The organism is Leucobacter weissii (assembly GCF_017565745.1).
Lineage (GTDB): Bacteria > Actinomycetota > Actinomycetes > Actinomycetales > Microbacteriaceae > Leucobacter > Leucobacter weissii.
In genome coordinates, this window is sequence record NZ_JAGDYM010000007.1 from 126,582 (window position 1) to 151,489 (window position 24,908).

General features: G+C 69.0%; 20 protein-coding genes. 18 read left to right on the forward strand and 2 right to left on the reverse strand.

Annotated elements, in window-relative coordinates:
- Positions 1 to 39 precede the first annotated feature (39 nt).
- The 5 genes from J4H92_RS06820 to J4H92_RS06840 all read left to right on the forward strand — a co-directional run bounded on the left by J4H92_RS06820 (position 40) and on the right by J4H92_RS06840 (position 5,870).
- Positions 40 to 537, forward strand: a complete 498-nt coding sequence (locus tag J4H92_RS06820; RefSeq protein WP_208097430.1) for a PH domain-containing protein — start codon at positions 40 to 42, stop codon at positions 535 to 537.
- Positions 534 to 2,276, forward strand: a complete 1,743-nt coding sequence (locus J4H92_RS06825; protein WP_208097431.1) for a PH domain-containing protein — start codon at positions 534 to 536, stop codon at positions 2,274 to 2,276. Before J4H92_RS06820 ends, J4H92_RS06825 begins: the two co-directional genes overlap by 4 nt.
- Complete coding sequence (locus J4H92_RS06830; RefSeq protein WP_208097432.1) at positions 2,273 to 2,974, forward strand: DUF2520 domain-containing protein; 702 nt, start codon at positions 2,273 to 2,275, stop codon at positions 2,972 to 2,974. The genes J4H92_RS06825 and J4H92_RS06830 overlap by 4 nt, the downstream gene beginning before the upstream one ends.
- A gap of 83 nt (positions 2,975 to 3,057) precedes the next feature.
- Complete coding sequence (lysS, locus tag J4H92_RS06835; protein WP_208097433.1) at positions 3,058 to 4,665, forward strand: lysine--tRNA ligase; 1,608 nt, start codon at positions 3,058 to 3,060, stop codon at positions 4,663 to 4,665.
- A complete protein-coding gene (locus tag J4H92_RS06840; RefSeq protein WP_208097434.1) occupies positions 4,662 to 5,870 on the forward strand; it encodes an MFS transporter in 1,209 nt (402 codons plus the stop codon). The genes lysS and J4H92_RS06840 overlap by 4 nt, the downstream gene beginning before the upstream one ends.
- A gap of 331 nt (positions 5,871 to 6,201) precedes the next feature.
- On the opposite strand, the gene J4H92_RS06845 is transcribed toward J4H92_RS06840, so the two are convergent.
- On the reverse strand, positions 6,202 to 7,359 hold the full coding sequence (locus J4H92_RS06845; protein WP_208097435.1) for a mannose-1-phosphate guanylyltransferase: 1,158 nt from the start codon (positions 7,357 to 7,359) through the stop codon (positions 6,202 to 6,204).
- Between the two features lie 297 nt (positions 7,360 to 7,656).
- On the opposite strand from J4H92_RS06845, the gene J4H92_RS06850 reads away from it, so the two are divergent.
- The 9 genes from J4H92_RS06850 to J4H92_RS06890 all read left to right on the forward strand — a co-directional run bounded on the left by J4H92_RS06850 (position 7,657) and on the right by J4H92_RS06890 (position 19,407).
- Entirely contained in the window at positions 7,657 to 10,347 is a 2,691-nt protein-coding gene (locus tag J4H92_RS06850) for a DUF308 domain-containing protein (RefSeq protein WP_208097436.1), read from the forward strand.
- 28 nt (positions 10,348 to 10,375) lie between these two features.
- Positions 10,376 to 11,407 (forward strand): NEW3 domain-containing protein, encoded by a 1,032-nt coding sequence (locus tag J4H92_RS06855; RefSeq protein ID WP_208097437.1) that lies wholly within the window; start codon positions 10,376 to 10,378, stop codon positions 11,405 to 11,407.
- Between the two features lie 10 nt (positions 11,408 to 11,417).
- Positions 11,418 to 12,149: a MotA/TolQ/ExbB proton channel family protein gene (locus J4H92_RS06860; RefSeq protein WP_208097438.1), complete on the forward strand. Its 732-nt coding sequence runs from the start codon at positions 11,418 to 11,420 to the stop codon at positions 12,147 to 12,149.
- Positions 12,146 to 12,448, forward strand: coding sequence for a DUF2149 domain-containing protein (locus J4H92_RS06865; RefSeq protein WP_208097439.1), 303 nt, complete (start codon positions 12,146 to 12,148; stop codon positions 12,446 to 12,448). The genes J4H92_RS06860 and J4H92_RS06865 overlap by 4 nt, the downstream gene beginning before the upstream one ends.
- A gap of 275 nt (positions 12,449 to 12,723) precedes the next feature.
- Positions 12,724 to 14,169, forward strand: coding sequence for a hypothetical protein (locus J4H92_RS06870; RefSeq protein ID WP_208097440.1), 1,446 nt, complete (start codon positions 12,724 to 12,726; stop codon positions 14,167 to 14,169).
- 159 nt (positions 14,170 to 14,328) lie between these two features.
- Positions 14,329 to 15,045 (forward strand): hypothetical protein, encoded by a 717-nt coding sequence (locus tag J4H92_RS06875; protein WP_208097441.1) that lies wholly within the window; start codon positions 14,329 to 14,331, stop codon positions 15,043 to 15,045.
- Between the two features lie 240 nt (positions 15,046 to 15,285).
- The gene (locus J4H92_RS06880; RefSeq protein ID WP_208097442.1) at positions 15,286 to 17,328 is read left to right on the forward strand and encodes an RCC1 domain-containing protein; all 2,043 of its coding nucleotides are present in this window, start codon (positions 15,286 to 15,288) and stop codon (positions 17,326 to 17,328) included.
- Between the two features lie 361 nt (positions 17,329 to 17,689).
- On the forward strand, positions 17,690 to 18,817 hold the full coding sequence (locus tag J4H92_RS06885) for a peptidyl-prolyl cis-trans isomerase (RefSeq protein ID WP_208097443.1): 1,128 nt from the start codon (positions 17,690 to 17,692) through the stop codon (positions 18,815 to 18,817).
- Positions 18,818 to 19,044: 227 nt separating this feature from the next.
- Complete coding sequence (locus tag J4H92_RS06890; RefSeq protein WP_208097444.1) at positions 19,045 to 19,407, forward strand: hypothetical protein; 363 nt, start codon at positions 19,045 to 19,047, stop codon at positions 19,405 to 19,407.
- Positions 19,408 to 19,464: 57 nt separating this feature from the next.
- On the opposite strand, the gene J4H92_RS06895 is transcribed toward J4H92_RS06890, so the two are convergent.
- A complete protein-coding gene (locus tag J4H92_RS06895; RefSeq protein ID WP_208097445.1) occupies positions 19,465 to 20,604 on the reverse strand; it encodes a TetR/AcrR family transcriptional regulator in 1,140 nt (379 codons plus the stop codon).
- A 379-nt stretch (positions 20,605 to 20,983) separates the two neighbouring features.
- On the opposite strand from J4H92_RS06895, the gene sdhC reads away from it, so the two are divergent.
- Genes sdhC through J4H92_RS06915 form a run of 4 tightly spaced genes read left to right on the forward strand, consistent with a single transcriptional unit; the run spans position 20,984 to position 24,532 of the window.
- Positions 20,984 to 21,400: a succinate dehydrogenase, cytochrome b556 subunit gene (sdhC, locus tag J4H92_RS06900; protein ID WP_208097446.1), complete on the forward strand. Its 417-nt coding sequence runs from the start codon at positions 20,984 to 20,986 to the stop codon at positions 21,398 to 21,400.
- Positions 21,401 to 21,414: 14 nt separating this feature from the next.
- Entirely contained in the window at positions 21,415 to 21,870 is a 456-nt protein-coding gene (locus J4H92_RS06905) for a succinate dehydrogenase hydrophobic membrane anchor subunit (RefSeq protein ID WP_208097447.1), read from the forward strand.
- A 59-nt stretch (positions 21,871 to 21,929) separates the two neighbouring features.
- Positions 21,930 to 23,762 (forward strand): succinate dehydrogenase flavoprotein subunit, encoded by a 1,833-nt coding sequence (gene sdhA / locus J4H92_RS06910; protein WP_208097448.1) that lies wholly within the window; start codon positions 21,930 to 21,932, stop codon positions 23,760 to 23,762.
- On the forward strand, positions 23,762 to 24,532 hold the full coding sequence (locus J4H92_RS06915; protein WP_208097449.1) for a succinate dehydrogenase iron-sulfur subunit: 771 nt from the start codon (positions 23,762 to 23,764) through the stop codon (positions 24,530 to 24,532). Before sdhA ends, J4H92_RS06915 begins: the two co-directional genes overlap by 1 nt.
- The last annotated feature ends 376 nt before the right edge of the window (positions 24,533 to 24,908 follow it).

Sequence of the window (24,908 nt, forward strand, 5' to 3'; positions counted from 1 at the left end):
GTGTCGGCACGCCCGGGGAACTCCGCCTAGGCTTGAAGCATGAGCGATAAGGAATGGCCGGTCGAGTCTTCGCAGTGGCAGCGGGTTTCTCCGAAGTACGCCTGGGCAGATCTGACGCTGGGCCTGCTGTTCACGCTCGCCGTGATCGCCGTCTTCGCGATCATCGTGATCTCGAGGGGCGAGCCGCTGCCCCTCCTCCCGCAGCTGCTCTTCGCCGCGGTCGCGCTTGCCCTGCTCCTCAACGCCGTGCTCGCCTTCCGGAGAGTGCGGGCCATCGGCTACATGCTCCGGGAGGACGACCTGCTGTTCCGGCGCGGGATCCTCTTCGAGCGCTACGTCGCCGTGCCCTACGGCCGGCTGCAGCTGGTCGATGTCACACGGGGGCCCCTCCTGCGGGCGCTGGGCCTCGCCTCGCTCAAGTTCGTCACCGCGAGCGTCGCCACCGGCGTGCAGCTGCCCGGCCTGACGCTCGCCGAGGCGGAGGAACTGCGAGACCGGCTGGTCCAGCTTGCCGAGACACGGAGGTCGGGCTTATGACCGACCGGAGTGGCTCCGACGGTTCGGGCGCGGAGGTCGGGGCTGCGGCCGACCGGAGCGGCGCGGATGCTGCGGACTGGCGTCGCCTGCATCCGCTCTCGCCGCTGCTGCGCGGGGGGCTCGCCTTCGTGGTCATCCTCGGCATCGTGATCGCCAGCCTCCGCGACCGCGTGGTCGAGCTCTTCTTCGCGGATCCGTTCGTGGGCGGCGTGGGGCCGGACGTCGACGTCGAGATCGACGTGAGTTCGCCCGAGACGGAGTTCATCGACTACGTCTTCGCCGAGGGGCTCGCGATTCTCGCGCTGCTCGCCGTGCTCGCGGTGCTGCTGCTCATCGTGTTCTTCTCCTGGCTGAGCTGGCGCTTCCGCACCTTCCGCGTCTCCGGCGAGGCGGTCGAGGAGCGCAGCGGCATCGTCTTCCGGCAGCACCGTCGCGCTCCGCTCGATCGCATTCAGAGCGTCAACCTGCAGCGGCCTCTGCTGGCGCGCGCTCTCGGTCTCACCCAGGTCGATGTGCAGACGGCGGGCCAGGGCGGTCGCGTGTCGCTGCGCTATCTCGGCCAGGCGCAGGCCAAGCGGGTGCGGGAGCAGATCCTGAACCGGGTGGGGGAGGTCCGCGACGCCGAGGACTCGCCTCCCGCGGGCGGGCGTGCGGGTCTCGTCGCGCCGCTCGAGCGGCGGGCGCGCGACTTCGTCGACCCGGATATCGAGGCGGACGCCGCCCGGCTCGGCAGTCTGGTGGGGGTGCCGGTGTCGAGGCTGATCGGGAGCATCCTGCTGGGGTGGGAGCTGCTCATCCCGGCGCTGATCAGCGTGGGGGTGCTGGTGGCGGCGCTGGTCTGGCAGCCGTTCCTGATCGCGCTGCTCATCCCGTCCGTCATCGCGACCTTCAGCATCGCGTTCAATCAGTTCAACCGGGGCTGGGGCTTCGTGCTCTCGCGCAGCGTCGACGGGATCCGTGTGGGAGCGGGCCTCACCTCGACGAACACGGAGACGGTTCCTCTCGGCCGCATCCACGCGATCGAGGCGCTCCAGCCGATTCTCTGGCGGCCGTTCGGCTGGTGGAAGGTGCGCATCACGACCGCCGGGCATTCGCTGGCGCAGGGCGGTCAGAACAAGCTGCAGAACTCCGTGCTGCCGGTCGGGCTGGTCGAGGATGTGCTCCGCGTGTTCGACACGGTGCTGCCCGGGAGCATGGGCGCTGCCGAGGCGGACGAGCTGCGCGACGCGCTGGTCGGCTCGGGGAGGGGATATCTGGGCGCGGGCCGGGGGGCCGGCTGGGTGCTGTGGTTCGCGCGCAGGCGCGCCGGTCTCCGCATCGACGGGGTGGTCCTCGGATCCGGTATCGGCCCAGATGCCGGTACCGGATCCGAGGCCGAGGCGATCGCCGATCTCGACGAGCGCGCGATCCTGCGGATCCGGCGCGGGGCGCTCACCCGAACGCTGAGCGCGATGCCGCTCGTGCGCGCGCAGTCGGTGCAGCTGCGCCGGCCCGCGGTCCACCGCGCCATCGGGCTGGCCTCGATCCAGGCGCACACGGTGCTGGGGCCGGTGCGGATGGAGCTGCGGGGGCTCGCGCTCGACGATGCGCGCCGGGTCTTCGATCTGCTCGGCGGACTGGTGGTCCGCGTGCAGAGCGCCGATCGCGCGGACGCCGCAGGGGTCTCGGCGGCCGCGGGGCTCGCCGCGGCCGCCCCGACGGCGCCGGTCGAGCCTTCGCGGGCGGGTGGCGAGTCGTGAGCGCCGCGGAACGGGAGGGGCGTCTCGGTGTCGGCGTGGTCGGTGCGGGGCGCGTGGGATCCGTGCTCGCTCTCGCCCTCGCCGGCGCGGGGCACTCGGTCACCGCGCTCAGCGCGATCAGTGCGGAGAGCCGGGAGCGCGCCGAGCTCCTGCTGCCGGGGGTTCCGGTGCTCGAGGCTCCGGAGGTGGTCCGCCGGAGCGAGCTGGTGCTGTTCGCCGTTCCCGGTTCCGAATTGCCGGGGCTGGTGCACGGGCTCACCGAGACCGGCGCCTGGCAGCCCGGGCAGATCGCCGCGCACACGGCACCGGAGCACGGCTATCGGGTGTTCGCGCCGGCGCTCGGCGCCGGGGTGATCCCTCTCGCGCTGCACCCGGCGATGGTGTTCACGGGGACGAGTCTCGACCTGTCGCGTCTCGCCGGGGCGACGGTGGCGGTGACCGCTCCGCCCCCGGTGCAGCCGATCGGCCAGGCGCTCGCCGTGGAGATGGGGGCGGAGCCGGTCATCGTCGCCGACTCGGATCGCGCGGCCTATGCGGATGCGATCGCGGCCGCGACGGAGTTCTCGGGAGCCGTGGTGCGGCAGGCGACCGACGCGCTGCGCGAGGTGGGCGTCGAGCGCCCGGATCGCGTGATCGGCGGGCTCGTGCGAGCCGCGGTCGAGGAGGCGCTGCGCGCCGCCGTGCCCCGCCCGGACTGAACGCCCTAGACTGACTCAGTGCGCCCAAGCGTCGCGCGACACCGTGTCGCGCGACACCCGTGACCCCCGGAGGAACCAGCCCGATGAGCGAGCAGCCGGCATCCGCCGCACCGTCGAATGACGCCTCGGCACCGCCGAACACCGCACAGCCGAACGGCGCCCCCTCGCCTCTCGATGGGGCGAGCGAGGCGGAGGTCTTCGAGCAGAAGCGCGTCCGGCTGGAGAAGCGCGAGCGGCTGAACGAGCTCGCGGGGGAGGATCTCGCCGGCGGCGCCTATCCGGTGACGGTTCCGGTGACCGCGACGATCCCGGGGATCCGCGAGAAGTGGGGCGGCCTCGAGGCGGAGGCCGACAGCCGCTCGGGCGAGCGCGTGGGCGTGGCCGGTCGTGTCGTCTTCCAGCGCAACACCGGCAAGCTCTGCTTCGCGTCGCTGCAGTCGGGGGACGGCACCCGGATCCAGGCGATGGTCAGCCTCGCCGAGGTGGGCGAGGAGTCGCTCGCGGGCTACAAGGAGCTCGTCGATCTCGGCGATCACCTCTTCGTCGCCGGGGAGGTGATCTCGAGCCGCCGCGGGGAGCTCTCGATCATGGTCGACGAGTGGCGGATCGCGGCCAAGGCGATCGCGCCGCTGCCGAACATGTACGCCGAGCTGAGCGAGGAGACGCGGGTGCGGCAGCGCTACCTCGATCTCATCCAGCGCGAGCAGGCGCGCGTCAACGTGGTCACCCGGGCGAAGACGATGGCGAGTCTCCGCCGCACTTTCGCAGAGCGCGACTTCATCGAGGTCGAGACCCCGATGCTGCAGACCATGCACGGGGGCGCCTCGGCGCGCCCGTTCGTCACGCATTCGAACGCCTTCGACACCGAGCTCTTCCTGCGCATCGCGCCGGAGCTGTATTTGAAGCGAGCCGCCGTCGGCGGGCTGGAGCGCGTCTTCGAGATCAACCGGAACTTCCGCAACGAGGGCGCCGACTCCACGCACAGCCCCGAGTTCGCGATGCTCGAGGCCTATCAGGCCTACAGCGACTACCGCGGCATCGCGGATCTCACCCAGGCGCTCGTGCAGCACGCGGCGCTCGCCGTGAACGAGGGCACGGAGCGCGCGGGCAGCCACGTGGTCGAGTGGGCGGACGGCACGCTCTTCGATCTCGGCGGCGAGTGGGATCGCATCTCGATGTACGGCACCCTCTCCGAGGCCGTCGGCCGCGAGATCACCCCGGATACCGCGGTCGAGGAGCTGCAGGCGATCGCGGACCGCGAGGGCGTCGAGGTCAGGCTGCCGAACCACGGCAAGCTGGTCGAGGAGCTGTGGGAGCACTTCGTGAAGGATCGGCTCACCCGGCCCACCTTCGTGCTCGACTTCCCCGTGGAGACGAGCCCGCTCACCCGGCATCATCGCTCGGTCCCGGGGGTGGTCGAGAAGTGGGATCTCTACGTGCGCGGCTTCGAGCTGGCGACGGGCTACTCGGAGCTGGTCGATCCCGTGGTGCAGCGCGAGCGCTTCGTGCAGCAGGCGGCCGAGGCCGCGCGCGGCGATGACGAGGCGATGCGCATCGACGAGGACTTCCTGCGCGCCCTCGAGCACGCGATGCCCCCGTCGGGGGGAATGGGCATGGGGATGGACCGCCTGCTGATGGCGCTCACCGGCCTCGGCATCCGCGAGACGATCCTCTTCCCGCTCGTGAAGTGACGGAGACCGATCCGCGGGCCTCCGCGGGCAGCTCGAGATACCGCCGTGCGCTCGTCGCGCTGTTCTGCGCGGCCATCGCCACCTTCGCCCAGATCTACTCGCCGCAGGGCCTGCTGCCCGAGCTCGCGGACGAGTTCGGGGTCGGTGCCGGCACCTCCTCGCTGGCGGTGGGAGCCACGACCATCGGCCTGGCCGTCGGCATGCTGCCCTGGGGGCGGCTGAGCGACCGTATCGGGCGGGTCGCCGCGCTGCGCTGGGCGATCTGCGCGGCGGTCGCGGTCGGCCTGGCCGGCCCCTTCATGCCGACCTTCGAGTGGCTGATCGCGGCGCGTCTCGTCGAGGGACTGCTCCTCGCGGGGCTTCCGGCCATCGGGGTCGTCGCACTCTCGGAGACGGTCAGCCCCCTGGTCCTCGGCGGTGCGGTCGGCAGCTTCGTCGCGGGCAACACGATCGGCGGCCTGCTCGGTAGGATCCTCGCGACCAACGTCGGCGAGTGCTTCGGCTGGCGCTGGGGACTGTTCGCCGTCGCGCTGCTCGCCGCCGTCTCCGCGATCCTGTTCCTCCTGCTGATGCCGCCGACCGCGATCGCACCGCCGCCGGGTCTGCCGCTGTTCCGAGCCATGCTCGAGAACCTGCGCAATCCCGGGGTGATGGTGATGGTGGCACAGGCGCTGCTGCTGATGGGCGGCTTCGTCGCAGCGTACAATTATCTGGCCTTCAGGCTGCAGGCGGCGCCGTTCGAACTGAGCCTCTCTCAGGCGTCGTGGTTGTTCCTCGCCTATGTGGGCGGTGCGCTCTCATCGCGCGGCGTGTGGGTGTGCGCGAGGTGGCTGCCGCCGGTCGGGCTCCTCCTGGCGAGCGTTGCCGTGATGCTCGGGGGGCTCGCGCTGACGCTGCTGCACGGGCTGCCGGCGGTCGTCGCGGGCCTCGTGGTCTTCACCGCGGGTTTCTTCGGGGCGCACTCGATCGCCCTCGCCCTGGTGAGTCGGCGCGCCGACGGCAGCGGCAGGAGTCTGGCCCCCTCTCTCTACTACCTGGGCTACTACGCGGGATCGACCCTCCTCGGCTGGGCCGGCGGCTACGCCTTCCTCGCGGCGGGGTGGCCGGGAGTCGTGGCGATGATCGTCGCGGTCTCGATCCTGGCCGCGTCGCTCGCCTGGGCGCACGCCGCGGGCCGCGGCGGCCTGCGCGCGGTCGACGGGTGAGGCAGGAGTCGTGCCGAGGCGGCTCGTCCGCGAGATGATCCTCTTCCCGCCCGTGACGTGTCGGCCGACAGCGTCGTCCGTCATCCTGCGCGAGGTCGCAGGATCTCGCCTTGTCCGACGCGCAATCGGATCACGCGTGGGATGTCCTGCATCAATCGGCCTACCGTCGCTGCATCAATCGGCTTACCCCCGTCCTTGCCATCGGGACCCGGGTCGCCCTGTTCGCCAAGAGTGCTACCGCGCAGAGAGCCACCGTAGCTTTCGCGCGGCAACGTGGCGGTCTCGCCGTCGGCGCCTCATCGAGGTGCTGCGCGCCCCGAGCGGCGGTCGCTCAGAGCAGATGGCCGCCGCCCGACACCTTCATCCGGGTGACGAGCCCTTTCACGTCCTGGGCGTGCTGCTTCGAGGTCACGAGCAGCACGTCCGGGGTGTCGACCACCACGACATCCTGCATGCCGACCAGAGCGACGAGCCGGTCGCTCTCCGAGACGACGATGCCGCTCGACGCGTCGGAGAGCACCTGCGCACCGTCTCCGAGCACCGCCAAGTCGCCCTTGCGACCCCGCGTGAGCAGGTCGGCGATCGAGGCGAAGTCGCCCACGTCGTCCCACTCGAAGTGCGCGGCGACGCACACCATCTTGCCCGCGGCGGCCGCCGGTTCGGCCACCGAATAGTCGATGGCGATCTTCTTCAGGTTCGGCCAGAGCCGTTCCCGGGCCACTGCCGCCCGCTTGGGGCTGCTCCAGGCCTCCGCGATCTCGCGCAGCGCGGCGACCAGCTCGGGCTCCGTGAGGGCCATCTGGTCGAGCAGCACGCTCGCCCGGGCGATGAACATGCCCGCGTTCCAGAGGTATCCGCCGCGGGCGAGGTAGTCGCGGGCGGTCGCCTCGTCCGGCTTCTCCACGAACTCCTCGACGTCGTACACGTCGAAGGCCGCGAGATCGCCGCGGGCGGAGCCGCACTTGATATAGCCGAAACCGGTCGCCGGATGGCCCGGATGGATGCCGATGGTGGCGATGTATCCGCGGTCGGCCGCCAGTACGGCCGTGCGTACGGCGCGCTGGAACAGCACGCTGCCGCGGATGACGTGATCCGCGGCGAAGGAGCCGAGGATGGCGTCGGGGTCGCGCAGCTCGAGGAGCGCGGCGGCGAGGCCGATCGCCGCTGAGGAGTCCTTGGGCTCGCTCTCGGTGACGAGGTTGTCCGGGAGCAGACCGGGCAACTGCTCGACCACCGAGTCCCGGTGGGCGTTGCCGGTGACCACCATGATCCGCTCGGGCGGCGCGATCGGCGCGAGACGGTTCCAGGTCGCCCGCAGCAGGGAATCCCCGCTGCCCGTGAGGTCGAGCAGGAACTTCGGGGCCTTCGCGCGGGAGAGCGGCCATAGCCGGGAGCCGACCCCGCCGGCCGGGATGACGCAGGTGAAGCGGTCGATCGCCGGCGTGCCGCTGCTCGTGGTGCCGCCGGCCGCCGTCGGGGTCTCAGTCATGGGAACAGCCTACGGCACCCGCGTATCCGCCGGTCGTGACGAGACCCGTGCCGGATTCGGGGCGCGTCGCGCCCTCGGTCGCCGCTCGGGTCGCGCTGAGCGACGGCCTCCGTGTCATCCCCCTTAACACAGCGGGTCCGGAGCGGCGGTTTCTCGGCACTCATGTTATAAACGATTACGTTTGGAGAAATAAGTTCCAGTTATTCGACCCATTGACCCAGTAGGGGTGCGCCCGAGTGCGTCGCCGAGCAGACGCACCGTGCGGGCACCGTGCAGGAGCACCGAGAAGAGGCAGACATGATCCCAGGGCGTCCGAGTGCGGGGCGGCGGCGTGTCTCCGAAGCGATCGCCGGGGCACTGGTCGGGGCCGTCGTGGTGTTCGCGCTGGTGCTCGGGATCCTGGGCGGCAGCGCGCCGGCGAGCGCGAACGCCAAGGGCAACGCCTCGGCCGCGGCCGGCTTCATCGAGGAGGGGCAGAACACCGACGGCGGCTTCGGCGCCCGGCTGGGCGCGAAGTCGGATCCGAAGGCGAGCCTGTGGGCGGCCGTGGCGCTGCTCTCCGCGGGCAAGCATCCGGATGACGAGTGGCTGATCGGCGGCAAGAAGCTGGGGGAGTATCTCGCGCAGGAGGCCTCGTCCTACCGTTCGCTGGAAGAGCTGGGACTGCTGACGATCGTGCAGGCGAAGTCCGATCGCACCCAGAACGTCTCGGCCGATGCGTTCGGCGATCCGGCGGGGCGGCTCGCGGCCGCGTTGACCGATGAGGCGGCGAGAAAGGATCCGCATCAGGCCGCGCTGGGCATCCTGGGGCTCTGGGCGGAGGGCAGCGACGGGGCCAGGGCGCAGGCGCGTTCCGTCGCGGAATCGCTGCTCGACGAGACGCAGGGCGGCGGCTGGGGTGAGCCCGGCAAAGGATCCACCAGCGCCGCGACCGCGCTGGTGCTGCAGGCGCTGGCCGAGACCGGCGTCGCGAAGAAGGGCGACCGGGTGGTCACCGACGCCACCAAGGTGCTGAAGGATGCGCAGATCAACGACGGCTCGATCGCGGCGTCGATCCGCTCCGACAAGAACTCCGCGCCCGGCGAGGTCGCCGCGACCGCCTTCACGGCGCAGGCGCTCAAGGCGCTGGATCTGGCGACGTTCACCGCCAGCCAGGGGAAGACGGTGCTCGACGGCCTCGCCGACTACCAGGATCGCAAATCGGGCGGCCTGCTGAACGGGGTCGGGTACGTCGTGGCGGAGATCGACCCGAGCTATAAGCCGTCGATCCTCGACACCGCGCAGGCGTTCCCCGCCTTCAACGGCACGCGGCTGGTACCGGCGTCGACCGTGGCATTCAAGAACGCGGCCGGGAAGACACCCGACGATGGTGACGACGGCGACAGGGACAAGGATTCGGGCGACAAGGACAAGGACGACGACGAGGATTCGGGCGACAAGGACAAACAGCGAGTCTCGGGCGGCGGTGACGACGATAAGAAGGGCGTCAGCAACATCGATGACGGCGCCGAGGAGGATCTGGGCGCCTACCAGGAGGCGCAGACATCCGAGTCCGACGACGACTCGACGAACGAGGACTCGGACGGCGACGGCGATGGCGAGACGAGCAGCAGCGGCTCGGGCGACGTGACCGGTCAGGCTGTGAGTGCGGCCCCGAAACTCGTCACCTCGGCCGGCGATGAGGCCGGGCTCTCCGACTCCGAGAAGGCGGCGATCGCCCTCGGCGCCGTGCTCGTGGCCGCGCTGCTGCTCGGCGGGATCGGCGCCGCGCGCCGCCAGCGGCTCGAGCAGCGCTCGGCGGTCGCGACGGGCGTCCAGGCCACGGCGGACGCGTGGACGCAGGCGCGGGTACGGGGCGCGCTCGCCCCGGCGGCGGCCGCGATCGTCGGGGTCGCCCTGGTGCTGTTCCCGCTCGCCACCGGTCTGTTCGACAAGGCGCCGCAGGGGGCGGCCATGCTCGCCGCCTTCGAACCCCATATGACCGAGCAGCGCCTCGCCGACTACCAGGAGGACGTCGACGTGCTCGACGCCGGCGTGACGGAGGCGCTCGAGAGAGGCCCCGAACTGCTCTATCCCGATGCCGACGAGGCCGCCGCGCAGGAGTCCTTCGCGCAGGACCAATCGCTGCTCGCGCCGTTCGCGGAGACGTGGCCGCAGATCAACGACGACTTCCAGAACCTCATCGGGACCGTCAGCGCGAATCTGACGAACTTCGAGAAGGTGTCGGCGCTGCCGTTCGCGGCGTTCCCGTGGTTCTTCGTGGTCCCCGGTGCGCTGCTCGTCCTCATCGGGCTGGCGGCGCTGATCCCGACGTTCTGGCACCGTCGGAGCTGGCCGGTGCTGCGCTGGGCGGCCCTGGCGATCGGCATCGGCCTCGTCGTCGCTCCCGCAGCGTATTCGCTCTGGGATCGCGCCCCGGCGGGCGCTCAGCTGATCGAGGAGTTCGCGGCGATCGAGAACGAGGAGCAGGTGACGCAGCTCCAGGGGCATTTCGGCGACCTCACGATGGCCTCCGCCGGTCTGCAGATGCTGGGCGCCCAACTGCAGGAGGCGGGCTACAGCGCCGAGAAGGTCGAGAAGGAGATTCCGGCCGTGACGGCCTTCAGCGAGCGCTGGGTCACGGTCACCCAGGACTTCACCCCGCTGCTGGGGGTGATGAGCGACAACGTGACGAGCTACGAGGCGGTGGCGTCGGTGCCCGCGTTCGGGCTCTTCCCCTGGCTGTTCACCGGGGCCGGGCTGATCCTGGTCCTCGTCGTGCTCGGCTCGATCTGGCGGACCCGGCGCCGCAGAAGGACGGTCATCGCTCCTCCGGAGGACGATGCGACGCTCCCCCCGGACGCCTGGGCGGCGGCGAACATCGCGCCGGACTGGGATCCCGATGCGGCCCGGTTCGACAGGGATCTCGACCGCAGGGATCTCGACCGCAGGGATCTCGACCGCATCGACACCACCGAACTCGAAAAACCCAAACAACCGACGCCGTAAAGCGGATTCACTGAAGGAGTGATCGAATATGACACACGCGACAACCCTGAGCGGGCGCCTCGCCCGCGCCGCCCTCGCACTGGCCGGCACCGCCGCGCTGGTGGCCGGGGTGCTCGTGCCCATCGGCGGAGCGGAGACCGCTGCCGAGGCGGCCACCGATCTGAAGGGCACGCTCGTGCTCGATCCGGGCACCTACAACAAGACGACGAAGAAATACAGCGGCACGATCTTCCGCATGCTGCAGCCCGGCGGCACGGACCGGTATCTCGTGAACGCCGATTCCAGCGCTCCGGACAAGACGTACCAGCTGCTGAAGCCGGGCACCGACGGAGGCCTGCAGCTGGGGCGGTACCAGCGGGTGCCGAGCAAGCCCTTCGATGCGAATCTCAACTCGCTGGCCAAGCGGATCACGCAGCCGCAGAAGTTCTTCGGCACCTACTGGAGTCCGAACACGGCGCCCACCGACGCGCAGAGCGGCCTGCCCACTCCCGCCCCGTCGCTGAAGCTGAGCGGCAACAAGCTGACGGGCGACTTCAGCGCCTGGACGCCGGGCTGGAACGGCATCTACTTCAATCAGGGCTCGCCCAAACCGGGTGACGACAAGTACCCCGGATACACCTCGCCTCTCAGCGGCACCTACAACAAGAGCACCCACAAGTTCAAGATCCGGTGGCGCAGTCTGATCGTCGGCGGTCCGTTCAACAACTTCACGGGCGAGTGGACCCTCGAGGGCGTGCTCGCCGACAACACGATCGGGTTGAAGACGGCGAAGAAGTCGGTGTCGGTGAAGCGCGGCAAGACGGCGAAGGTGAAGGCGACCGCGTCGAACTGGACCGAGAAGAACCTGAAGAAGACGAAGATCTCGATCTCCGCGCCGAAGAATCTGAGGCTGAAGAAGAAGACGGCTTCGGTGTCGGCGACCAAGCGCGGTGCGAACAAGACGGTGAACCTGAAGCTCAGTGTCGGCAAGAAGGCGAAGAAGGGCAAGCACAAGGTGCAGCTGATCTGGAAGGCCGGTGGCAAGAGTATCTCGCGCACCGTGACCGTCAGGGTGAGATAGGGGTTCCGACATGGCCGTGATTGCGCAGCTGGGCTCCTCGGCCGACGAGGGCGCCGAGCTGGTCGAGGCCTCGGGGGTCGTGAGCGACACCCTCTCGCTGTTCTCGTCCGCCCTCGGTGATTCGATGCACGTCCTCATCCTGGTGATGCTGGTGGTGCTCGTGTTCGAGTTCGGTCGGATCGTCGCGGAGGGGTGGCGCCGGGTGCGCCCCGGGTCCGGGTCGAACCGCCTGGAGCACGTGGCGCGCGAGGCGCTCGCCCGTCCCGAGGGGGCCGGGGAGCTCGCGCGGAAGGCGCCCGGGCCGCTGGCCGAACGGGCGGTGCTGGGGCTCGGGGCGGCCGCGCGCGGCGCGGCTCTCGACGCGGACGGCGGTGCCGCCGCGTTCGAGGCGGTGCTGGCCGATTACGAATTGGCCGTGCAGCGGCGCCTCGGCGCGGGACGGCTGCTGGTGCGGGCGGGTCCGGCGGCGGGGCTGATGGGCACGCTGATCCCCTTGACCCCCGGCCTCGCCGAACTGGGCGAGGGCAACTTCCAGCTGCTGGCCGAGCATCTGCAGGTGGCGTTCGCGGCGACGGTGATCGGCCTGCTCGTCGGCACTGCGGCCTTCGCGATCACCCAGGTGCGGATGCGGCTCTACTCGGAGGATCTGATCGCGCTCGAGCGCGCGGTCGCCAAGCATGTGCAACGACCCTCAGCGGTCGTGCCCGTGGCCGAGCCGGCGCACGGGCGGGGGCTGCGATGAGCAGGATCCGCCTCGGCAGGCACAGTCAGGGCGACACCGATGCCGGCGACCCGCTCGACAGCATGGTCAACATGTTCGACGTGGGGCTCGTGCTGGCGGTCGCCTTCCTGGTCGCGGGGCTCTCGGTGGCGAGCGCTGCGAGCCCGGCGGACAGCGCGGCCCCCAGCGAGGAGCAGACCGAGATCACCATTCCCGACGACACCTCGGAGGTCAGCGGCGAGGGCACCTCGGTGGGCGAGGTCTACCAGCTCGACGACGGCACCCTCGTGATCGTCACTCCGGAGGGCGAGGGGGAGTAGCCGTCGGGCGCGGCGCCACACGGTCGCGACGGTGTGCGGCGCATCGTCATGAAACCGCGATTCCGCGCGCAATCGCACCCCCTGGGGTATTCGTTCGCGTAATAAAAGAGATAACACTACCGAATGTTTCCTCGTGTGTCTCGGGGGTATTTGCCTCGCGGTCGAAGCGAGTTATCGTCAAGTCAATTCGAAATCTGAACGAGCGTATTTCGAAGCCGAACGGCGTTGGCCGCACGGCCCGCACACCACCCGAACACCCACTTGGAGAAGCACTGATGTCACACCCTCTGGTTCCCGACAACCGGTTGCTGGCGCGCCGGCCCGGCCGTCCGACGCTGCTGCTGGCGCTGCTGGCGGTGCTCGCCCTGGTCGCGGGTCTCTTCGCCGCCGTGAACACGGCAGCGACGCCGGCGCACGCGGCGGGCAAGACCGCGAAGGTCACGATTGCGAAGGTCACCGCGAAGGCGGCGAAGGTCACGGTGCGGGGCAAGGTGACGCTGCCGTCGAAGGTGAAGGGCAAGAAGTTCACGAACACCGCGAAGAACCGCAAGCAGGTGCGGGTCGCCCTGACGCTGCAGGACAGTGCGGGCAAGAAGCAGACCTTCACCGCGAAGATCACGAAGAACCGCAGCTACTCGGCCAGTAAGACGACGAAGCTCACCGGCAAGCTCACCGTGGTCGCCCAGACCAAGATCCGCGGCAAGAACAGCGGCAAGAAGGTCACGAAGAAGAACGCGGTCACGGTCGCCGCAGCGTCGGTGACGATCGGCAGTGTGACGCTCGCGAACGAGCGCGATGTGACGGTGGCCGGGCGGGTGACGTTGCCCGCGGCGTTGAAGAACACGGCGGCGAACCGCAAGAAGGTGACGGTCGCGGTGACGCTGACGGACTACACGAACGCGAAGGAGTCGTTCACCGCGACGATCGACGCTTCCCGCAAATACACGGTGAAGAAGACCACGGCGCTGTCGGGGCCGGTTACGGTGACCGCGCAGGCGCGGGTGAGCGGCAAGGCCAGCGGCAGCGCGGCCAAGCGGACGAACGCGGTGTCGGTCGAGACGGATATCCCGGCCGGCGCCCGCAAGCTCGAGGGCCTGTTCCGCTTCGACCCCGGCCAGGATGACGCCTCGGGCAAGACGTGGGGCACCTATTTCCGCATGATCGGGGGCACCGGGTTGCCGTTCACCAACGACGATTCCCCTGCTCGCGACAAGACCTACACGCTGCTGCGACCCGGAACGGATGGCGGGCTCTCGACCACCGAGTACCAGGAGCCGCCGGAGCCGGCCTTCGACGGCGAGCTGCGACCGGACGGCTTCCGTCCCGGCAACGCGCTGGCGAACCGCATCACGCAGCCGCAGAAGTTCTTCGGCGTCGGCTTCTCGATCTCGACCGCCCCGTTCGACGCGCAGTCGAAGAGCGACTTCGGCACCGATGTCCCCTCGCCGCTGCCGGAGATCTACGAGAAGGACGGCAAGCTCTACGGTCAGGTGACCGGCTGGACGGCGAGCTGGAACGGATCCTGGTTCAACCAGGGATCTCCCAAGCCCGAGGGAACACCCGCGGGGTGGCCTGCGACGCCGCTGACCGGAACCTACGATCCGGCGACGAAGCACTACACCCTGCATTGGACGAGCCGCATCTACGGCGGTGCCTTCCAGGGTGCCTGGGGCCACTGGTACCTGGAGGGCACCTTCGAGCCCGCGGCAGAAGAAGACTGAGACTCCTCCCCGCCGGCCGGACGGCGAGGAGGCACCACCCACGAAACGAAAGGAGGACCCCGCATCACAGGCCCTGACATCAGCGACTGTTGCGCTCCACGGAGCGCAAAGTACCCAGAGCACATTCGAACGCACTCTCACAGAAAAGGAAAAAACATCATGAGTGTCAAGAAGTCCATCATTACCCGCAACCTGGTCGCTGCCGCAGCGACGACCGGCATCGTGCTCGGCGCGGTGGCCCTCCCGGCCGCCGCCCACGCCGCGACCTACGACAAGAACAGCGGCACCCTGTCGATCACCCAGGCCGTGGGCAACCTCGGCTCGGTCGCGAACCCGACCCCGGACCTCGGCGAGGGAAGCTGGGTCAAGCTGCCCGAGGACGGCTCGACCACGGCGTACTTCAGCAACGCGGCCTCGCGCACGGGATCCGGCGAGTACACGGCGATCGACAGCGTCGGCACCGCCAACGGCGGGCTCAAACTGGGCACGACGCAGTCGGGCGGCGCGTTCAGCACGAACACGCAGTTCGCGGGGCCGAACGGAACGTTCCAGTTCGACGCGAACCTCCTCTCCGCCGCGACGCTGCGTTTCGACGACAGCAACGTGGTCGCCGGCTACGATCAGCTGGTGCAGTCGAGCGCCAGCGATCTGACCGGCTTCCGGATCGAGTACCCGGCTGGCAGCGGCAACACCTACAACGTGGGCGGCAGCTCGACCACCGGAGGCATCTACCTCGACGCGCTCACCGGTGGATACCAGGACAACTCGGGGACGAATAACGATCTGTACTGGCTGCAGTGGCGGACCAACATCGTCTCGGCCGACGCCTTCGACGGCTACGAGGCGCAGTTCCACCTGGAGGGCCTCCACTCCTGACCGGAGCCGGCTGACGCGGAACCCCTCCGGGGCTTGTGCCTAATGGAAGTAGGCACAAGCCCCGGAGGCTGCGGTCAGTGTAACAGTTCGTCACACCCCACCCTGCACCTACCAGGCCGCGTCGCAGGATCTGCGTGCCCTGAGAAACCCGCGCGTTCTCATGGTTCGGAGATGCTGCGGCACTCAGCCTCAATAACTGATCCATCCCCGAGAAACCCCAACCCGAAAGGATCCAACCCGATGCCGATACTCCAGAAACAGCCGCGCCGCGCCGCGGGTCTGCTCACCGCCCTCGCTCTCACCGCCGGAGCACTGGTCGCGCCGCTCGCCGTCACGCCCGCCGGCGCCGACGACACGAGCACCAAGACGCTCTCCGGCTGGGGAAACAAGGCGAACCTCGGCGCCTCGCTCAGCGCGAACGTGACCGTCACCAAGACCCCACTGAACCTCGGTGGTGCGGAGTCTTCTGTGACTACCGCAGCGGTCGGAAGCAGCAGATCGCTGCTGCTCGCCCCGGAAGGCGTCTACACCGTCGCGCCGAACCAATACTCGGGGCTCGGACAGTCCTCGCCGGCCGCCGATCCCACCCTGATTCCGAACACCGCAGACGTGTCGGCTATCGCTCAAGGGACGAACGGGCAGTCGTTGCTGCTGCGCGAGGATGGCACCGTTTGGGCGTGGGGCGCGAACGGCGACGGCACTGCCGGCGGCACGGTCGGTGAGCCGCGCTACACGCCGACGAAGGTCGAGGGCATTGATGGGGTCACGTCAATCGCCGCGGGCGGTGCCAGCTTCGCGATCAAGTCCGACGGCACGCTGTGGGCGTGGGGTTCCGGTTGGCTGCTCGGCAACGCTGAGGCCGCCGCGGCAGGCAACACCGGCACCCCCGTGCAGGTGCGCCTGCCCGAGGGCCGCACGGCGGTAGAGGTCGTCGACGGATATGAACAGGCATTGGTGCGGCTCGACGACGGCAGCGTCGCCGCCTGGGGTGCGAACGACTACGGGCAGATCGGCGACGGCAGCACCACGGCCGTCATCGAACCGGTCGTGGTGCTCGCCCCCGCCGATCTGCCGAGCGGCGTCACGGTCACCGGCATCGCCGCCGGCGCCTGGGCGAGCCTCGCCTTGCTCTCCGACGGCACCCATCTGGCCTGGGGCCGGGCCAGCCGAGGGGCGTTGGGGCTCAGCTCCGGCTCGACCGACAACGTGCTGACGCCGACCGCACCCGCCGCAGGCACTCCGGCCGCGACGCATCCGCCGTTCGCTCAGATCGTCATCAACAATAATACGGTGCTCGCCCGCACGACGACGGGTCTGGTGTACGGCTGGGGCACCCTCGACGGCGGCCTCTTCAACACCGGCAGCTATGCCTCCTCTGCTCCCGCGGAGTATGCGTTGCCCTACACCGGCGCTCCGGGCACGTCGGGACAGCCCCGGACCGAGACCCCGCAGCAGGTGGGCAACATCACGGGTGTGACCGCTCTGGCGACAGGGCCTTCGGGTGCTCAGCAGATCGCTTTTGTCGACTCGGTGCTGCGGCGGGCACAGGGGGACGACGCCAACGGTATCCTCTCATTCTTGACGCAGCCGCTCGGCACGGCGAGCGGCTCGAAGGTCGTGAGGGTTTCGGCCTCCGGTGGCACCGCTACGATCGCCAGCATCAAGATCTCCACCGACAGCACCGCGAGCAGTGCCGAGCTAGCGGGGGACGACTTCTCCATCCCCCAGCTCCACGTCTATGACCTGCCCTACACCCTGAACGCGGGCGCAAGCCTCCCGATATCGATACGGTTTACCCCATCGCAGCTGGGCACGCGAAAGGCAGCGCTGGTCGTGAAGACGGTGGAGGGCGAGACGCTCACCTTCAGGCTCGAGGGCTACGGCACCGAGTTGCCCGGCAACCTTCCCGGCGAGAAGGGCGATAAGGGTGACAAAGGTGACAAAGGCGATTCCGCCTCGCCCGGCGTGGTCGCGTTCGCTGCGGCGCAGTCGACGGTCACGGTGAAGCGGGGCAAGACCGCGTCGCTGCCGTTCATCGTGGTCAATGGCACCAGCACGACCGTGGCGAAGTCGACGCTGAAGGCGAAGACCCCGTCGAAGCTGCGGGTGACCGGCAAGAAGACGGCGTCGCTGAAGGCCGTCAAGGCAGGCAAGGCCGTGACCGCGAAGGTGAAGCTGAAGGTCGGCAAGAAGGCCAAGCTCGGCACTCACAAGGTGACCGTGTCGGCCAAGATCGCAGGCAAGACCGTGAAGCGCACTGTGAAGGTGAAGGTCACGAAGTAGCGGGGGGACGGCTTCGCTGAGGGTGAGGGGCCGGATTGCGGTTCTTGTCACTTGAGCGGTCTGGCGGCGTGGCACACTCGGTGGCCGCGTCGCCAGGACGCTCCGGAGGGATGAGAACCGTGATCCGGCCCCTCGCCCGTTACCGTCTGGAGGAAGGTGAGTTGAGACGATGAGTGAGACTTCAGAAGGCTCTGATGCCTCAGAGAACGCCGAGAGCGATAGCGAGTCATCGGCTGCGTCCGCTTCGTCGTTGGCGCTGTCCCCTTCGACAAGCTCAGAGGACGGTGCGGGTTCAGGGGAGCGTGCGGGTTCAGGTTCCGGGCGGGGCTGGTTCGCCCGGCTGGGGCGGTGGCGCATCGTCGTGATCGTCGTCGCGGTCGCTGTCGTCGTGGGGGGCTGGGCGTTGACGAGCCACCTGGTCGCGAGCGCGAACGCGCTGCCCGAGGGGGTGGCCGCGCGGGTGGGCGACACCGACATCACCCAGGAGCAATTCGAGATCCAGCAGCGCCTGGTGCGGTATCAGCGGACCATCGCGCTCGTGGGCGCGCAGGGGTTCCAGAAAGCCGATCTGCATCTCGTCCCGCTCCAAGAGGACCCAGAGGTCTGCGCATCCTGGGTGCGCGAGTACGCATCGGAGGAGACGCTGGCTGCCGCCTCCGACGAGCAGCTGCGCGATGCCTGCACCAGCGCCGCGAGCGGCTTGCACGACGACACCCTCGCGCAGCTGCTCTCTGCGCGCCTGACCGAGGCCTCGGCTTCTGCGCTGGATGTCGAGGTTGACGAGGCGGCCTTCGACGCCCGGGTCGAGCAGTTCACCACGGTCATCGGCGGAGAGGATCAACTCGGCACTCTGGAGAGTGCCGCGGGCATCACCGATACCGACGTGCGTCAACGGTTGCGCGAGTCGCTGCTCGAAGAAGCCGTTAGGGCGAAGGTCAAATCCGACACCGACACATCTTCCGCTACCGAAGCGGAGCAGCGTCGCTACTACGACGAGAACCCGGGCGCGTTCGTCGCCGAGCCCGAGACCAGGGATGCGGGCTACATCGTCGCCGACACCGAAGAGGCCGCGACGGAGGCGAGGCAGCGCATCGAGGCCGGCGACTCGTTCGAGACGGTCGCCGCAGACCTCCCGAAGGAGCTGTCGAAAGAGGCGGACCCGGCGAGCGGCGACCACAGCGGCCTGCGCTTCAGCGAACTCTCGTCCGGGCTCGGGCAACTGGTGTTCGCCGCGGAGACGGGGGTGCTCGGCGAGGTGACGCGGATCGAGGAGGGCTGGGCCGTCGTGCGCGTCGACGGCATCACGCCTCGCCGGGATCTGACCTTCGAGCAGGCGCAGGAGGAGCACGGCGACCAGCTCGAGAAGGTCGCCGCGGCCGAGAAGCCCGACTGGGCGTGGCAGGCGTATCAGGAGCAGACTCGCGCCGAGTGGCTGCCGCAGATCCGTTGCGCACCGGAGCACTATGTCGAGGGCTACTGCGGCGCCTGACCCGTCCCATGACCCGCTGCCGATCCCGCAGGCCGCCTGCTGGGGTGCGGCGTGCCTGCCTCCCCGTCCGTTCCGCCCCTCACAGCCTGTGACCCAGGCGCCCGCCTCCCGAGTCATCCACAGATACGGGGTGAGCGCCTCGGCGCCCCCGGGCCGCGGGCACACTGGACCCGTGAGTTCCGGAGAACCCTCTTCTGGATACTCGGCGAAGCTGTGATACTGAGGAGATGGACACCTTGAACGAACCCCAGGTGTGGACGCTGATCGGCGTGTTCGCCGTCGTGATGCTCGGTGCCATGACGCTGTCGACCACGCTGCTCGGGCGCATCATCAAGGTCTCGATGGAGGGCGTGGAGAAGAGCCTGGGCGCCCGCATCGACGGCCTGCGCGGCGAGATGAACGCGAAGTTCGAAGCGGTCGACCTGCGATTCGAAGCGATGGATGCGAAGTTCGACGCACGGTTTGAGGCGATGGACGCGCGGTTCGAAGCGATGGACGCGAAGATCGGTCGGGTCGAGGACAAGCTGACCCACCTCGACCGCGACGTGCAAGCGCTCTCCCGCCGTGTCTTCGATGACGAGCGCGGCTGAGCCGCGGGACGACGAGCGCGGCTGAGGCGCGGGGGAACGCGCGTCGGGTCCGCCGCGCTACTCGCCGTCCGCGCGCTGCGCGCCGGTGCCGGTGCGAGCGGCCGCGGGATCTCCCTCGACCTGCGATTCGTGGTGGAAGAGCAGGTGGGCGAAGGTCCCCTCGGCCGCGTCCAGATCGATGGCATCGCCGTTCTGCAGGATCGACTCGCGCATCGCGCCGTGGATCTGCTTCAGCAGGTCGCTGCCCTCCTGCTTCGAGGGGGCGTCCTCGCGCAGCTCGTGGAGCAGGGTGAGCAGCCTCGCGCTGTGGGCCGAGCGCACCGCGACGGTCTCCTCCTGATCCGTCTCGATGAAGTGCAGCCACAGCGATTCGGGGTGGGATCGCATCTGTGTGTAGCAGCCGCGGAGCGACGCGTAGAGCCCGGCCTGCCAGCTCGGCGCCGCGAGGATGAGCTCGCGGCTCGCCCCGTACACCTGATCGAGCACGCGCTGATACCTGGCCAGCGCCCCCGCGCTGATCCGGCCGGAGGAGTCCTGGCCCGTGTGATCGAACACCGCGCGTCCCACGTCGTACAGGTCGTCGGTGAGCTCCGGCAGTTTCGAGACGGTGCCCGCGGCGACGTGCTCCTCGATCATCTCCCAGGCGGCTGCCACGATGGCTCGGGCCGCGAAGGGTGAACTGCTGCCGTTCTGATCGCCGATGGCGTGCTCGATCCGCTCGGCGAGCGGGCGAAGCTGCTGCTCCCGACGCTCGAAGACCTCGGGGCCGAGCCAAGCGGCCTCGGCGATCACCACGCGGGCCAGATCCGGCTTCGCCGCCATGGTGGAGAGCAGGGTGCTGAGGCTGGCGCGAAGCCGCGTCGACCCGTCGACGGAGGCCTCCGACTCCTCCCAGATGTCGAGCGCCGGTCGCAGCAGAGACTCGAGCGCCATGTCGTACATCTGCCAGAACGCGTCGGCCCGATTGCCGAACAGCTGGTAGAACGTCGCGGTGGAGACGCCCGCGTGCTTCGAGACGCGGGAGACGGAGCTCGCCTCATAGCCCTGGTCGATGATCAACTCGAGCATGGCGTCGAGGATCCGGTTGCGCTGGTGGGCGTCGATCACCTCGCGGGAGAGCACGCGCGGCCCGGGCGGCAGACGCTGGCCTCGCTGCCCGTCAGCGCCCGCGACGGCGGATCGCGCGCTCTCGACCATGTAACTCCTTTGCAGACGACTGGGGCGGTGCACGAGGCCGGGGAACGGGTATCGCCGAATCTCTGCGCCGGTAACAAAGTTACACCGTAGCGATCCTCCCTGATAGCAGGCAGGCGCTCCCCGCGATTCCTCTCTATGATTTCGAGATCAGTTGCGGACGGCCTCCCGGCGTCGCGTCGCCCGCGCACCGCCCCTCGATGCCAGTTCAACCATGGTTTCATCCGATGAATGGTGGTGCGCACTGATGTCAGGACGACCGCAGAATGGTGCCATAATGGGTTCGCGGCATGTTCTCAGCCACGGGGTGCCATCCTCGCGCTAGGCGTTCCGCATCGGATACCGGCCTGCCCGGTGCAACCCGACCCAAGGAGGACGATCCGTGTCAGCCCCAGTCGCCGAGGCGCAGCCCGCGGCCACGAAGAAGCGTCGCCCCGGGGGCACGCTCTACCGCGGCGCCGAGGGGATGTGGTCGTGGGTGCTGCACCGCATCACCGGCGTGGCCATCTTCTTCTTCCTGCTGGTGCATGTGCTCGACACGGCGCTCATCCGGGTGAGCCCCGAGGCCTACAACGCGGTCATCGGCGCCTACAAGACCCCGATCATGGGCATCGGGGAGGTCGGGCTGGTCGGCGCGATCGCCTTTCACGCACTGAACGGCCTGCGCATCATCCTGGTCGACTACTGGAGCAAGGGCACCAAGTACCAGCGCACCATGTTCTGGATCGTGATCGCGCTGTGGGTAGTCGTGATGCTCGGCTTCACGCCGCGTCACCTGATCAACGTGTTCTCGCACTGAGGGGAGTGACCGCTATGACGACGATCGACGCTCCCCGCGCGAAGGCCTCCGCTCCCGGGAATCCGAATAAGAAGAAGCGCATCAACTGGGAGAAGTGGGGCTGGATCTACATGCGCGCCTCCGGCGTGCTGCTGGTGGTGCTCATCTTCGGCCACCTGTTCTCGAACCTGATGGTCGGCGACGGCATTTCGGCGATCGATTTCGGCTTCGTCGGAGGCAAGCTGGCGAACCCGTTCTGGAAGGTCTGGGATCTGCTGCTGCTCTGGCTCGCACTGATCCACGGCGCCAACGGCATGCGCACCATCGTCAACGACTACGTCGAACGGCCGGGCCTCGCCAAGGGGCTCAAGACGGCCCTGTTCCTCGCGGCGGCGCTGCTGATCCTGCTGGGCACCCTCGTGATCTTCACCTTCGAGCCCTGCCCCGCGGGCGCCGACCCCGAACTGCTCGCCTCCTTCTGCACCGCGTGACCCGCGCCGAGTGAGTCCGTCGCGCGAGCCCGCCAAGACTGAACCGAGATAGGAACACTGTGACCACCAACACCCATGAGGGCGAGGAGGTGACCGTCAAGGACGGCGTCACCTACCACCAGTTCGACGTCGTCATCGTCGGCGCCGGCGGCGCCGGCATGCGCGCCGCGATCGAGGCGGCGCCGAAGGCGAGGACCGCGGTCATCACGAAGCTCTACCCGACGCGTTCGCATACGGGGGCGGCGCAGGGCGGCATGGCGGCGGCGCTCGCGAACGTCGAGGACGACAACTGGGAGTGGCACACCTTCGACACGGTCAAGGGCGGCGACTACCTCGTCGATCAGGACGCGGCGGAGATCCTCGCGAAGGAGGCCATCGACGCCGTCATCGACCTCGAGAACATGGGCCTGCCCTTCAACCGCACCCCCGAGGGCCGGATCGATCAGCGCCGCTTCGGCGGGCACACCCGCGACCACGGCAAGGCCCCGGTGCGCCGCGCCTGCTACGCGGCCGACCGCACGGGGCACATGATCCTGCAGACCCTGTTCCAGAACTGCGTGAAGCTGGGGGTCAACTTCTTCAACGAGTTCTACGTGCTCGACCTGGTGATGACGGGCGAGGGCGCGGATCGCAAGCCCTCGGGCGTCGTCGCCTACGAGCTCGCCACGGGCGAGCTGCACGTGTTCCAGGCGAAGTCGATCGTGTTCGCGACCGGCGGCTTCGGCAAGGTGTTCAAGACCACCTCGAACGCGCACACGCTGACGGGCGACGGCGTGGCCATCGTCTGGCGCAAGGGCCTGCCGCTCGAGGACATCGAGTTCTACCAGTTCCACCCGACCGGCCTCGCGGGGCTCGGGATCCTGCTCACCGAGGGCGCCCGCGGGGAGGGCGCGATCCTGCGCAACGCCTCCGGCGAGCGCTTCATGGAACGGTACGCGCCGACGATCAAGGATCTCGCGCCGCGCGACATCGTCGCCCGCTGCATGGTGCAGGAGGTGCTCGACGGCCGCGGCGCCGGGCCCCACAAGGACTACGTCTACCTCGACTGCACGCACCTCGGCGCCGAGGTGCTCGAGACCAAGCTGCCCGACATCACGGAGTTCGCGCGCACCTATCTCGGGGTGGATCCCGTGACCGAGCCGGTGCCGGTGTTCCCCACCGCGCACTACGCCATGGGCGGCATCCCGACCAACAACGACGCCGAGGTGCTCTCGGACAACACCACGGTGGTGCCCGGCCTCTACGCCGCCGGCGAGTGCGCCTGCGTGTCGGTGCACGGTTCGAACCGCCTCGGCACCAACTCGCTGCTCGACATCAACGTGTTCGGCAAGCGCAGCGGCAACAACGCCGCCGACTACGCCGTCACCGCCGAGTTCGTGCCGCTGCCGGACGATCCGGCGCGGGAGATCCGCGAGCTGGTCGAGCGGATGCGCGAGAGCTCCGGCACCGAGCGCATCGCGGACATCCGCAAGGATCTGCAGGAGGCGATGGATCGCGGCGCGCAGGTGTTCCGCACCGAGGAGTCGCTGACCGAAGTGCTCGGAGTGATCCACGACCTGCGCGTACGCTTCCAGAACATCGGGATCCAGGATCGCGGCCGCCGCTACAACTCCGATCTGCTCGAGGCGATCGAGCTCGGCTTCCTGCTCGACCTCGCCGAGGTGCTCGCCTATGCGGCCCGCAACCGCAAGGAGAGCCGCGGCGGGCACATGCGCGACGACTATCCGAATCGCGACGACGAGAACTACATGCAGCACACGATGGCCTATCTCACGGGCGATCCGCACTCGCCCAACCCGGAAGACCACATCCGCCTGGATTGGAAGCCCGTCGTGTTCACGAGGAACGAGCAGGGCGAGTTGAACTACCCGCCGATGGAGAGGAAGTACTAATGAGCACCGTCGTCTCCGAGGCTCCCGGAACCCCCGCCGAAGAGGCGGGCCTGCAGCCGTTCAACGTCACCCTGCTGGTGCGCCGCTACGACCCGGAGTCGGGGCGCGACGCGTACTGGGAGGATTTCGACGTGCCCATGTATCCCACCGATCGCGTGCTCGACGCGCTGCACCGGATCAAGTGGGATCAGGACGGCACCCTGACGTTCCGCCGCTCCTGCGCGCACGGCATCTGCGGCTCGGATGCGATGCGCATCAACGGGCGCAACCGGCTGGCGTGCAAGACGCTGATCAAGGACCTCGACATCTCGAAGCCGATCTACGTCGAGGCGATCAAGGGCCTGCCGCTCGAGAAGGACCTCATCGTCGACATGGAGCCGTTCTTCGCCGCCTACCGCGCCGTGAACCCGTTCCTGGTGGCCGGATCCGAGCCGGAGCCCGGCAAGGAGCGGGTCCAGTCGATCGAGGATCGCGAGCGCTTCGACGACACGACCAAGTGCATCCTCTGCGCGGCCTGCACCACGTCGTGCCCGGTCTTCTGGACCGACGGGCAGTACTTCGGCCCGGCGGCGATCGTGAACGCGCACCGCTTCATCTTCGATTCCCGTGACGATCAGGCGGAGGTGCGTCTCGACATCCTCAACGACACGGAGGGCGTGTGGCGCTGCCGCACCACCTTCAACTGCACCGACGCCTGCCCTCGCGGCATCCAGGTGACGAAGGCGATCGCCGAGGTGAAGTCGGCGATCCGCAGCGGCAAGGTCAAGTAGCGGAGCTACCACGGAGAGTCGGGTTCCGAGGGCAGCGGGAAGTGCACCTTGCTCTCGCGCTTGGGGGTCCGCCGGACTGCTCGCAGTGCTCGGGTGGGTGGTCACCACTTCCCGGGTTCCCGCCTCGGCCACGATCTCATCCGACGCAGTGCCTCCGCCCGTGGTGTTAGCCGCGAGCTCTGCACGCAGGGACCGGTACGCGAATTCGGATGCTCCGGAGGTGGCCTGATCGAGCGCGGCGGCGATCAGCATCAGCCGGGTCGCGTCGAGCTCGCGCCGCCGCACTTCGATGCGCTCCAACCAGACCAGCAGGTCCTCATCAGGATGCTCTGAAACACCGGGGTCCGCGCCCACCGCACCGGGGTCTGCGCCCAGC